The 11,531-nt window shown below is 67.3% G+C and carries 10 protein-coding genes; 4 read left to right on the forward strand and 6 right to left on the reverse strand.

Translation table 11 applies throughout. From position 1 onward, the window contains the following. Positions 1–113 precede the first annotated feature (113 nt). Together AWB94_RS00630 and AWB94_RS00635 are read left to right on the forward strand one after the other, a co-directional pair. Positions 114–560, forward strand: coding sequence for an MmpS family transport accessory protein (locus tag AWB94_RS00630; protein WP_109762007.1), 447 nt, complete (start codon positions 114–116; stop codon positions 558–560). Further along, entirely contained in the window at positions 557–3,454 is a 2,898-nt protein-coding gene (locus AWB94_RS00635) for an MMPL/RND family transporter (RefSeq protein ID WP_062655235.1), read from the forward strand. Before AWB94_RS00630 ends, AWB94_RS00635 begins: the two co-directional genes overlap by 4 nt. Here AWB94_RS00635 and AWB94_RS00640 read toward each other — a convergent pair. The 4 genes from AWB94_RS00640 to AWB94_RS00655 all read right to left on the reverse strand — a co-directional run bounded on the left by AWB94_RS00640 (position 3,435) and on the right by AWB94_RS00655 (position 6,488). Next, a complete protein-coding gene (locus tag AWB94_RS00640; RefSeq protein ID WP_109762009.1) occupies positions 3,435–3,911 on the reverse strand; it encodes a hypothetical protein in 477 nt (158 codons plus the stop codon). The genes AWB94_RS00635 and AWB94_RS00640 overlap by 20 nt on opposite strands. Positions 3,912–3,993: 82 nt before the next feature. Beyond that, positions 3,994–5,016: a fused (3R)-hydroxyacyl-ACP dehydratase subunits HadA/HadB gene (locus tag AWB94_RS00645; RefSeq protein WP_062655236.1), complete on the reverse strand. Its 1,023-nt coding sequence runs from the start codon at positions 5,014–5,016 to the stop codon at positions 3,994–3,996. Positions 5,017–5,112: 96 nt separating this feature from the next. Next, positions 5,113–5,685, reverse strand: a complete 573-nt coding sequence (locus AWB94_RS00650) for a TetR-like C-terminal domain-containing protein (RefSeq protein ID WP_084395015.1) — start codon at positions 5,683–5,685, stop codon at positions 5,113–5,115. A gap of 296 nt (positions 5,686–5,981) precedes the next feature. Next, a complete protein-coding gene (locus AWB94_RS00655) occupies positions 5,982–6,488 on the reverse strand; it encodes a hypothetical protein (protein WP_131805213.1) in 507 nt (168 codons plus the stop codon). A 139-nt stretch (positions 6,489–6,627) separates the two neighbouring features. Between AWB94_RS00655 and AWB94_RS00660 the strand changes: the two genes are divergently transcribed. Beyond that, a complete protein-coding gene (locus AWB94_RS00660) occupies positions 6,628–8,328 on the forward strand; it encodes a metallophosphoesterase (RefSeq protein WP_062655299.1) in 1,701 nt (566 codons plus the stop codon). A gap of 193 nt (positions 8,329–8,521) precedes the next feature. Beyond that, entirely contained in the window at positions 8,522–9,634 is a 1,113-nt protein-coding gene (locus AWB94_RS00665) for a glycoside hydrolase family 6 protein (protein WP_084395016.1), read from the forward strand. On the opposite strand, the gene AWB94_RS00670 is transcribed toward AWB94_RS00665, so the two are convergent. Continuing rightward, positions 9,631–10,761 (reverse strand): cellulase family glycosylhydrolase, encoded by a 1,131-nt coding sequence (locus AWB94_RS00670; protein WP_062655238.1) that lies wholly within the window; start codon positions 10,759–10,761, stop codon positions 9,631–9,633. The two genes, AWB94_RS00665 and AWB94_RS00670, sit on opposite strands and share 4 nt — an antisense overlap. A gap of 506 nt (positions 10,762–11,267) precedes the next feature. Beyond that, entirely contained in the window at positions 11,268–11,501 is a 234-nt protein-coding gene (locus tag AWB94_RS00675) for a hypothetical protein (protein WP_062655239.1), read from the reverse strand. Positions 11,502–11,531 lie beyond the last annotated feature (30 nt).

The raw sequence follows: 11,531 nt of genomic DNA on the forward strand, positions 1-11,531 counted from the left end.
TCGCGCGCTGGTGTTGTGATGCCCGGCACGGTGTCGTACCGTCAACCTAGTTGATTAGCCGTCCTAAAAGCCGCCACCGTCAGTCCCTGACACTGCACATGAAAGGGTCACGGATGCAACGGGTTTCGTTCAGCAGAAAGCTGGGAAAACGCTGGATGTATCTGGTGGCGGTGCTGGTGGTCGCGGTGGCCGGTTTCGCCGTGTTCCGCCTGCACGGCATCTTCGCCTCGCACGACGTCACGTCCACGCCGAGCGGCTCGGACAACGACATCGTGCCGTTCAACCCCAAACACGTGGTCATCGAGGTGTTCGGCCCGCCGGGCACCGTCGCCACCATCACCTACCTGGACGTGAACGCCCAACCGCAGCGCGCCGACAACGTCACCCTGCCCTGGGCCTACGACACGACAACCACGCAGCCGGCCGTCTTCGTCAACGTCACCGCCCAGGGTGACAGCGACTCCATCGGCTGCCGCATCAAGATCGATGACGCCGTGAAGGACGAGAGAACGGTCAACACCCTGAACGCCCTCACCTACTGCCTGGACAAATCCGGATGACCCCCCGTAACCGCGTTCCCGACTTCATCCGGCGGTACTCGGTGCTGATCGCCTTCTTCTGGCTCGGTCTGGCCGTCGTCACCAACGTCTTCGTGCCGCAGCTGGAGACGGTCGCCGAAGCGCACAACGTGTCCCTGAGCCCGCAGGACGCGCCGTCGCTGCAAGCCAGCAAGCAGATCGGCAAGGTGTTCCAGGAGTTCGACTCCGACAGCTCGGCGATGATCGTGCTGGAGGGTGACCAGCCGCTGGGCGCCGACGCCCATCACTACTACGACGGCCTGGTGCAGAAGCTGTCGCAGGACACCAAGCACGTCGAACACATCGACAACTTCTGGGGCGACCCGCTGACGGCGGCCGGCTCGCAGAGTTCCGACGGCAAGGCCGCGCTGGTGCAGGTGTACCTGGCCGGCAACCAGGGCGAGTCGCTGGCCAACGAGTCGGTGGACGCGGTCCGCGACATCGTCGACCACACGCCGCCCCCGCCCGGCCTCAAGGTCTATGTCACCGGTGCGGCGCCGCTGGTCACCGACCAGTTCGAGGTCGGCAGGCAGGGCACCCTGAAGACCACCCTGATCACCATCGGGGTGATCGCGGTGATGCTCTTCGCGCTGTACCGCCGCCTGAGCACGGTGTTCTTCGTGATCTTCACGGTGATGATCGAGTTGACCGCCTCCCGTGGGGTGGTTGCGGTGCTGGCCAACGCCGGCATCATCGAGCTGTCCACGTACTCCACCAACCTGTTGACCCTGCTGGTGATCGCCGCCGGCACCGACTATGCGATCTTCCTGCTCGGCCGGTTCCACGAAGCCCGTTATGCCGGCGAGGATCGGGTGGCCGCGTTCGCCACGATGTACCACGGCACCGCGCACATCATCCTCGGCTCCGGACTGACCATCGCCGGTGCGGTGATGTGCCTGACCTTCACCCGGCTGCCGTACTTCCAGAGCCTGGGCATTCCCGCCGGCACCGGCGTGCTGGTGGCCGTGGTGGCCGCACTGACCCTGGCCCCGGCGCTGATCTGCATCGGCAGGCATTTCGGTCTCTTCGAGCCCGCGCGCCGGCTGCAGACCCAGGGCTGGCGGCGGATCGGCACGGCGATCGTGCGCTGGCCCGGTCCCATCCTGGTGGCCACCGTGGCCATCGCCCTCATCGGCCTGATCGCCCTGCCCAACTACAAGACCAGCTATGACGCCAGGGGCTACATGCCGGCCGGCGCCCCGGCCAATGTCGGCTACGCCGCCGCGGAACGACACTTCTCGCAGGCAAGGCTCAACCCGGAACTGCTGATGGTCCAGGCCGACCACGACCTGCGCAATTCCACCGACATGATCCTGCTGGAGCGCGTCGCCAAGGCCGTCTTCCACACCGACGGCATCGCGCAGGTGCAGTCGATCACCCGGCCGCTGGGCACCCCACTGGACCACACCTCCATCCCGTTCCAGATCAGTGCGAGCAGCGCCTCTCAGATCAACAACCTGCCGTTCCAGCAGGCGCGGGGGTCGGATCTGCTCAAACAGGTTGACGTGATCAACAATTCGATCGACGTGCTGCGCCAGCAGTATGCGCTGCAACAACAATCGGGCGCCGTCACCGACGAGCAGGCCAAGGCGTTCGCACAGACCGTCGCGACGGCCAATGATCTGCGCGACAAGATCGCCAACTTCGACGACTTCTTCCGCCCACTGCGCAACTACTTCTACTGGGAACCGCACTGCTTCGACATCCCGGCCTGTGCGGCCATCCGGTCGGTGTTCGACGCTCTCGACGGTATCGACGCACTGACCGACCAACTGGGCAATGTCGCCGGCAGTATCGCGAAACTGGATGCGTTGCAACCGAAGTTGCTGGCGCTGATCCCGCCGCAGATCCAGAGTCAGGAGACCAACCGCGATCTCACGCTGACCAACTACGCGACGACCTCGGGGATCAACGACCAGACCCAGGCGGCCTTGCAGAACTCCACCGCGCTGGGCCAGGCCTACGACGCGTCCAAGACCGATGACTCCTTCTATCTGCCGCCCGAGGCGTTCTCCAATCCCGAATTCGTGCGGGGCATGAAACTGTTCATGTCTCCGGACGGCAAGGCGGCCCGGATGATCATCACCCACGAGGGCGATCCCGCGACACCGGAAGGCATTTCGCATATCGACGCGATCCGGCACGCCGCCCAGGAAGCGGTGAAGGGTACGCCGCTGGCCGGGTCCAAGATCTTCATCGCGGGCACCGCGGCCACCTACAAGGACATCGCCGACGGCGCCAAGTACGACCTGATGATCGCCGGGATCGCGGCGCTGTCGCTGATCCTGCTGGTGATGATGTTCATCACCCGGAGCATCATCGCGGCGTTCGTCATCGTGGGCACGGTGGCACTGTCGCTGGGCGCCTCGTTCGGGTTGTCGGTGCTGATCTGGCAGGACATCTTCGGGGTCGAACTGTTCTGGATCGTGTTGGCGCTGGCGGTGATCCTGCTACTGGCGGTGGGATCGGACTACAACCTGCTGCTGATCTCCCGCTTCAAGGAGGAGATCGGGGCCGGCCTGAACACCGGCATCGTCCGGGCCATGGCCGGGTCGGGTGCGGTGGTGACGGCCGCCGGCCTGGTCTTCGCGGCGACCATGGCCTCGTTCATCTTCGCCGATCTGCGGATCCTCGGTCAGATCGGCACGACCATCGCCTTGGGGCTGCTGTTCGACACCCTGATCGTGCGGTCGTTCATGACGCCGGCCATCGCGGCGCTGCTCGGTCGGTGGTTCTGGTGGCCGCTGCGGGTGCGGCCCCGGCCCGCCAGCCAGATGCTGCAGCCCTACGGTTCACGGGCATCGGTGCGCCAGCTGTTGCTGTGGGAGGACGGGGACGCGGCAGCGCCGCAGCACGTCAGGCCGTCTGCGGACTGAGTCGATGGGTGGCGGTGTCGGCGTCGTCCACGATCTCGATATCGGCCAGCTTGCTTTGGTGCCGCGCCACCCGGCGCAGTTGCCCGACGATGTTCATCGAGCTGAGCATCGGGATGCCGCCGATGAACGTCCGGAACGACGGGTTGCCGCCGTGCACGTGCAGCTCATAGAGGCAACCGACCACGTAGAAGAACCCGCAGCTGAACAGGACGGCGGGAATGGCGTACGCCAGCGGTGAGCGAGCGTCTTCGACCAGTTCGGTCGCATACTCGAACTCGGCCGGCGTCATCGGCTCGCGGCGGCGCAGTTTGGCCAGGATCGCCTTGTGGGCACCCACCTGCTCGCCGAGTGCGGCCGGCGTGCGGTTCTCCAACCGGCGGACGTAGACGTATACGCAGCCGACCAGACCCAGCGCCAGCAGTCCGTCGAGGATCGTCAGATCACCCCAGAGATTCACGGTCGCCCCTCGCACTCACCGAACCATTATCTGATCTAAGTATCTGCGTCGGTGCCGCGTGACACAAGGCCGGCGGCGGGGCTCAGCTGAACCGGATGTTCATGGTGGCCAGCCCGAAGATCTTGCGGCCCTGTGACTTGGCGCCCACCAGCACGACGCCGGTGCGGGTCTGGGGATCCAGCGACTTGATCTTGCCGCTGTACTCGATATCGGCGCCGCCGTCGGCCGGAACCACCGCGGGCTGGGACAGCCGCACGGCGTAGCGGCTCACCGAGCCGGGGTCGTCCGTCCACGAGGACGCGAACGACGCGCCCAGCCCCATGGTCAGCATGCCGTGGGCGATCACGTCGGGCTGGCCGGCCAGCTTGGCGATGTTCTCGTCCCAGTGCAGCGGGTTCGCGTCGCCGGCCACACCGGCGTAGTTCACCAGGTCCCCGCGGGAGAGGCGGGTGTGGTGCACCGGCAATTCGTCGCCGACCGTCAGATCGTCGAACGACGGTGACGTGGGCGCGGCGGTGGGTTCGGCGATCCGGGTTTCGACCGCCGGGCGCAGGGTCTTCTCGTAGGCGCCCGATTCCTCGGCGCCGAGCATGTTGATGCCGTGCATCATCACGCCCTGTACGGCGGGCCGGATCGCCGGATCGACCTCTTCGCCGGTCACCCCGACGACGGTGGTGTGCAGGGTGTGCACCACCTCGCCGGCGGTGTCGGTGAAGGTGTTGGTGACGGTGATCAGATCGCGTCCGGCGACGCGGCGCACGGAGGTGAGTTCGATGTCGATACGCAGCTCGTCACCCTCCACGATCGGACGGTGCTGCTCGAAGACCTCCTCGGTCTGCAGATACATGTCGTAACCCACCACGACCTGCTCGAACATGCGCTGATTGCACGCCATGGCCGGACCCGACGTGAAGGTCAGCGGCGCGATCAGGCCCGGGTAGCCCAGCTTCTTGGCGGCGTCGACGTTCCAGTGCGCGGGGTGGTGATCCTGCACCGCACGGGCGAACTCGCGGATCTTCTCGCGGCCCACCAGATAGGTGTCTTCCATCTGGTAGTAGTGGCCCACCCGGGAATCGAGGGTCGACGTATCTGCTGCTGCGGTCATGGCTGGGCTCAACTTCTCTATCTGCGCGTTCGCTGAGGCTGTCCACAGCACACTAACGCGCGCACACCGCAGCAATCCAAACCGAGGATCGCGCGGTCAGGCCCGAATCGCCTGCCACACCAGATCGGCGACCTGCCGGCAGTACGGATCGTCGATCGCTTCGCCCGTGAAAAGGGCGCGCATGTTGATCGGGGCCAGCAGCATTTCCAGGGCTACCGCGGCGTCGACCCCGGCGCGCAACTCGCCACGCTCGCGGGCCCGGCTGAACACCACACTCAACCGCTGGGCCCGCACCCGCCACAGGGTGCGCCGAATCTCGATGCCGTCGAGGAACGGTTCGCCGATCAGGTGTGAACCCTGAATCTGATGACCCTGGTCGGACGAGACATAGGCGGCCATGCCCGCGGCGAGGGCGTACAGGTCCTCTCGCAGGGACCCGGTGTCCGGTGCAACGGCTTGCCGCCCGGCACCGTCCAGCAGGACATCGATGATGAGGGTGGCTTCATCGGCCCAGAACTGCAGGATGTCGTGCACCGGCAACCCATTCCGGTCCGCCAGGGCCACGATGCTGAACCGGTCGATACCCCACTGCGTCAACTCTTCACGGGCTGCGGCATGCACACGGTCACGGAACTCCGGCGTGGGTCCCGCCTTGTCGATCGTGCTCAAAAACAACCTCCCCCGAGAATTCCACCCAGTCTAGCGTTCAAGATCGGTGGTCCTCGGCGCTCCGCGAGTCGGTGCCCGCAGCAACGCCCCGGCAGGGGTTCCACAGCCCGGAGCCTGCGCCTGACGCCGCACAGCTCCGACTCAGCGAGTGGTCGCCGGCCGCAAAAGCGTTGCCCCGATGCGGTATCGGGCCGATCCTTGAAGCCGTTCGCGGAGGGTGGGTCGAAAGCGGGCGCCGGCGCTGGCGGCCGGCGGTGAACCTGCGCAGGGCAGCGGCATCCGGTGCGCCGGTGCTGTCACCGACGTTCGGCGCTGCGCAGGATGGCGCGGGCCGCCTCGAAGGACCGGGCAGCCCCCTTGACCTCGGCGCCGAACTGGATGAATTCGCCGGTGCTGGAGCGGAAACTCAAGGTCGGGCAGCGGGTGGTCAACTCGTTGAGTTGGCCGGTCATCTGACGCAGCGCGGTGGTCAACGCCTGATCCGGGGTGGGCAGGCTGGTGCGGATCTGCTGATTGGCGATCGTCAGGTCCCGGCAGATGGTGTGGATACCGTCGAAGTCGGCCCGGTTGATCGCCATCGCGAGCCGGCCCGACGCGGTGCCCAGCGTCTTGAACGCCTCGTAATGCTGCTTGCGCCAGGCGTTGATGCGTTCGGCGCTGCCGAGGCCCAGCACGGCCGGCGCCGGAGCATCCAGGGTGGCCGGTGCGGGCGCAGCCGGACCCGGGCCACACCCCGGGGCGCCGAGGGCCAGCAGCACGATCAGCGCGACCCGGTGGAAGCGTTTCAACGGACGAGCTCGCATACCTTCAGGTGAGGGGCAGGGAGGGGTTAGCCCGGGACTCTAGCGCACACCCGCCTCCGCTCGGGTGTTCATCGGGTGTTCGGTTGTGGTTCGCCCGCCCCGGTAGCCACGGGGCGCGGATGTGGGTGACCATCCAGTGATGGACCCCTTGATGGACAAAGCCAAGGATGTCCCGGACACCGGCATACCGCCGGCCGCGGCGGCCCGCATGACGATGGCCGAGCGTTACGACTGGCACCGGGATTATCTGCGCAGGCGGCCGGTGTCCCGGCGCGCCTTCCTCGGCGGTGCGGCCGCCGCCACGGCGGTTGCCGCGCTCGGGGCTTCGCCGTTCGGGCAGCGGGCCTACGCGCTGGACGCACCGTTGACGGTCGCCAACCGGCGGGTCGGCTACGGCGCCGACGCGGCCACCCAGCTGCGCATGTCGGCGCAGCTGTCCCGAAATCCCAAGGGTGGCAAGGTATTCCTGGACCACGGTCCGACGCCGGACCTGGGTGCGACGGTGCAAGCCGAGGTGCGCAACCTGGTGACGCAGATCCCGGACGGGCGCGGCGGCGTACTGGCCGCCGAGCAGTTCTATGTGCACGTACCGGTCGACGGACTACCGCCGGCGGCGGCGCACCACTACCGCTGGCGAACCGATGACGGCTTCGCCAGCGATGTGCGGATCGCGACGACGGCGATGCCGCGCTCGCGGGCGGCCACAGATCCGTTCCGGTTCACCATGATCGGGGATCAGGGCACCGACCAGACCCCGGCGCTGCCGCCGGGGCTGGCCAGGGGTGACTACGACGACAGCTACTACAAGCCGGACAACGATCCCGACGTCCCGCACACCGCCAACGTGCTGAACCAGATCATCGCCGCGCGACCGGATTTCCACGTACTGGCAGGCGATATCGCCTACGCCGACCCGTCCGGGATGGGCAAGCCGGCGGCCTTTGTCGGTCCCGGCGGCACGCCGCCCACCGGCTTCGACAAGTTCAATCCCTTCGTGTGGGACGTCTACCTGGGGTCCATCGAACCGAGCGCGTCGAGCACACCGTGGATGTTCGCCACCGGTAACCACGACATGGAGGCCGCCTACGGTACTCACGGCTACGGCGGCCATCTGGCCCGCCTCGACTTCCCCGGCAACGGCCCGGCGAACTGCCCATCGGTGTATTCGTTCAGCTACGGCAACGTCGCGGTGCTCTCCCTGGACGCCAACGACGTGACCTACGAGATCACCGCCAACACCGGATACTCCGGCGGCGCGCAGACCGGCTGGGCCGAGCGGACGTTGGCCGGCTACCGCGCCGATCCGGCGATCGACTTCATCGTGTGCTTCTTCCACCACTGCGCCTACTCGACCACCGACGCGCACGCCAGCGACGGCGGAGTCCGGGCGGCGTGGTGCGCCCTGTTCGACCGGTACCGGGTCGACCTGGTGCTGCAGGGCCACAACCACGTCTTCGAACGCACCGACCCCATCCGGGCCGGCGCCCCGACCAGGGCGGCCCTGGACAACGATGTGGTCTACCCGGAAACCGACGGGACGGTGTACTACACCGTCGGCTGCGGGGGCCGGCCACGCTATGGATTCCAGCCGGGTGAACTGGAGAGTTACCGAGGCAACGTACTGGCCGACACCAGCGTGCCCAACAGCTACGTCTGGACCGCCGGCGGCGCGAAACAGCCAGAAGCCGTGGGCTGGTCGCGGGTACGGTTCCGCAACTATGCCTTCCTGCGCGTCGACGTCCGACCCGGCGTGCTGGTGAGCGAAATGGACGTGACGGCCGTCGACGAGTACGGCCGCGAGTTCGACAGGCTCACGTACCGGCGACCGGTTCGAGCGTGACGGTGTCCGTCGGCCGCGGTGGTGTCCGGGGCAGGAAGTTCTCGGTCCAGCGCCGACGCGCGGCGTCGTTTGCCGGCGAACGGGTCCGCAGTTCCGGCATCGCTGTTCGTCTCCCGGCACGTCGGCGTGTCGTCCGCGGCAGGGCCGTCCGGACCAAGTGTTGCTGTGTCGAGTGCGTCGGCATCGAACCGCCATGCAGTGCCGGTGTGCGGTGACCGCGGGTGGTTTGCAGCTCCGCTGGGCAGCTCCATCGCGGTTGGCGCGAAGTGACCAGCCACACTATTTTTCTGGCGTGAAGTCCTCAGCTGCCGGCGCCGTCGCGCGGTGGATCTCCCCGTTCGTGGCGGCCGCGGTGGTCGCCGGTGTCGGTTGCTCGGTCATCCCGACCGCACCGGAGCCGGCCCCGGCGATCCGGTTGGCCGATGACTCGAACCCGCTCGCCGGCCGGCCGTTCTATGTCGACCCGATCTCCAAGGCGATGCGGGCCGCGCAGGCCGCCAACCCGCCGAGTGCCGAACTGACGGCCATCGCCAACACCCCGCAGGCGTACTGGCTCGATCAGGCGTTCTCCGCCGCGACGGTCGGTGGCACGGTGGCCAAGCTCGCCGGCGACGCCCAGGCGGCCGGTGCCACGCCGGTGCTGGCGCTGTACGCCATCCCGCACCGGGACTGTGGGAGCTACGCCGCGGGCGGTTTCTCGTCCGGTGCCGACTACCGGCAGTGGATCGACGGGATCGCCGCCGGGCTGGGTGCCATGCCGGCCGCGATCATCCTGGAGCCCGATGCGCTGGCGATGGCCGACTGCCTGTCTGCCGACCAGCGCCAGGAACGCTTCGACCTGATCAGCTATGCCGTGGACACGCTGACCCGTGACCCGGCCGCCGCCGTCTACATCGACGCGGGCCACTCCCGGTGGGTGAGTGCGGACACCATGGCGGCCCGGCTCAACCAGGTGGGCGTGGCCAAGGCTCGGGGTTTCAGCCTGAACACGACCAACTACTTCACCACCGACGAAGAGATCGGTTACGGCGAAGCGATTTCCGGTCAGACGGGCGGCGCGCACTACGTGATCGACACGTCGCGCAACGGTGCGGGGCCGGCGGCCGGCGAGTATTACTGGTGCAATCCCGACGGCCGGGCGCTGGGTACCCCGCCGACCACCGACACCGCCGGACCGCACGCCGACGCCTACCTGTGGGTGAAACGCGTCGGCGAATCCGACGGGTCGTGTGGCCGTGGTGAACCGTCGGCGGGCACGTTCGTCAGCCAGTACGCCATCGACCTTGCGCGTGCGACGGTCCGTTAGCCGCTGGTTTTCGAGATGACGGCGCCGCCGACCGGGTGTGCGGCAATCCAATTGGCGATGGCCGTGGCCGCCGGCTTGGCAGTCCAAGCCTGGTTGAACACGCCCCACGGGGTTTCGTTGGGCCGGTCCACCAGGCAGTAGATGAACATCGGCCCGACACCGGGCAACGTCGACCAGGTGGTCGCGAAATCCGTTATCCAGGCGGCCTGGGTCTGCGCGTTCACCGCCGATGTCGGGACGCCGTATTCCGTGGTCCAGATCAGCTTGGTGGTGTCACCGGCGGCATTCATCAACGCCCGCAACGACTTCAACTGTTGGTAGGGCGTATTCGCGTACGGCGCACCGGCCGAGAAACTGCTGGAGAAGTTGTACGGGTGGAAAGACAGCGCGTCGAAGTAACCCTGCGCGCCTGCCGAATACATCTGGGTCAGGTAGTTGACCGGGTTGATCGTCCAGGTGCCGAAGGTCAGGCCGGCCCCCAGGACGCCGCCGATCACCGGGGCGGACGGCTCGACCTGCTTGACGGCGGTATAGGCGGCCTTGAGCAACGCGGTGTAGCCCGCGACGTTCGGCTGCGGCGACCATCCGGTGTTGCCGTTGGGCTCATTCCAGATCTCGTAGGCGGCGATCCGGGGCGCACTGCTGCGCGAGCCGTACCGCTGGGCCACCTGCGTCATGAACCTGGCGTAGTCGTTGGGGTCGTCCGGTGCCGCGTTGGGCAGCCAGAAGCCATAGGCCCTGGACGCCCAGGTCGGGGTGCTGGTCACCGCGCCGACCACCGCCAGCCCTTGTGCCGCAGCGGCATCCAGAATCCTGTCGGCGTCCACCCAGTTGTACCGGCCCTTCTGCGGTTCCATCGCCCGCCAGGGCAGGAACACCCTGATCTGCTTGACGCCCATGGCCGTGAAGTTCTGCATGGCGGTGGCCAGATCGGTGGCATTCATGAAGTACAGGTTGGATTCGGCCATGCCCATCGCCGAGGCCGAGGTGTCGATGGTCAGCGGGGCCAGGGCTGCGGCGCGGGGTTGCGGTGCGATGCCGTTGAGCGCCGCCGCCACCAGGGCAACGGCCATCAGTAATCGGTTGACGGGGCGGACATTGACGGGGCGGACACGGATGGCGGGCATGACAGCCTTTCTGGCAGGCCAAGCGGTTGCGCATCATTAATGCAGATCAACCGCGCTCTTGCACAGCGCTGTTCGACCTGCGTTCCGGGTGCCGCGCGGCGCCCCGCGGCGTGGGCGGCGGGCGGGTAGGGATGTCCTGGCCGCTCGCCGGACGGGATGCCAGCAACGACGGGCGACGTCGCCGCTCGTGGCGCCCGGACGATGCCGTCTCGGTCGTCGGGCCGCGCATAAGCTCCATACGCTGGTCTTTTTGTTTGCAAATGGGTGCGTCGCACCGAAATTTGCTGTGAGGTCAAAATGCGCTCACCGGCTGCCAGGTAACACCCAGGGTGAGAAGCGATTATTGCCAGCATTCGGGCGTCGGGCCTGGCCCGCCGGTGATGTGCTGCGCCGGTGCCGCAATACCGTCACCAAATCGAAACGCCGCCGAGCGTAATCCGAGATGTGCCGGCCATGGATGGCGTTGCGGGACAGCTGGTGTCGCGGACCCGATCTCGGACTCGGGCTCAGTCCAGGGGTGACTCGACGCGCGAACTGTCCAAGCTGTCCATGGCGAAGCACACCAGGCTGGCGATGAACCCACCCAACCCGGCGACGGCGAGTAGCACCGCAGTGCCGGTCCGCCCGTCGAGGCCGAGCGCGAACGCGGCGGTGATCGTGATGAGTGCCGCGAAGTTCAGCAGGAGCCCGACGGTGGCGGGCGCTTCCTGCGGCGTGTCGGTGGTGATGGGGCTGGGCATGGCAGTCCACGTACCCCGACCGCGGTTGAG

Source organism: Mycolicibacterium canariasense (assembly GCF_002101555.1).
Taxonomy (GTDB): Bacteria; Actinomycetota; Actinomycetes; order Mycobacteriales; family Mycobacteriaceae; genus Mycobacterium; species Mycobacterium canariasense.

Bases quoted from the DNA above. Each gene is read 5' to 3' on its own strand.
- AWB94_RS00630 (WP_109762007.1), top strand. From the start codon at position 114: ATGCAACGGGTTTCGTTCAGCAGAAAGCTGGGAAAACGCTGGATGTAT.
- AWB94_RS00670 (WP_062655238.1), bottom strand. From the start codon at position 10,761: ATGCCCGCCATCCGTGTCCGCCCCGTCAATGTCCGCCCCGTCAACCGA.
- AWB94_RS00660 (WP_062655299.1), top strand. From the start codon at position 6,628: ATGGACCCCTTGATGGACAAAGCCAAGGATGTCCCGGACACCGGCATA.
- AWB94_RS00665 (WP_084395016.1), top strand. From the start codon at position 8,522: ATGCAGTGCCGGTGTGCGGTGACCGCGGGTGGTTTGCAGCTCCGCTGG.
- AWB94_RS00655 (WP_131805213.1), bottom strand. From the start codon at position 6,488: ATGCGAGCTCGTCCGTTGAAACGCTTCCACCGGGTCGCGCTGATCGTG.
- AWB94_RS00675 (WP_062655239.1), bottom strand. From the start codon at position 11,501: ATGCCCAGCCCCATCACCACCGACACGCCGCAGGAAGCGCCCGCCACC.
- AWB94_RS00635 (WP_062655235.1), top strand. From the start codon at position 557: ATGACCCCCCGTAACCGCGTTCCCGACTTCATCCGGCGGTACTCGGTG.
- AWB94_RS00645 (WP_062655236.1), bottom strand. From the start codon at position 5,016: ATGACCGCAGCAGCAGATACGTCGACCCTCGATTCCCGGGTGGGCCAC.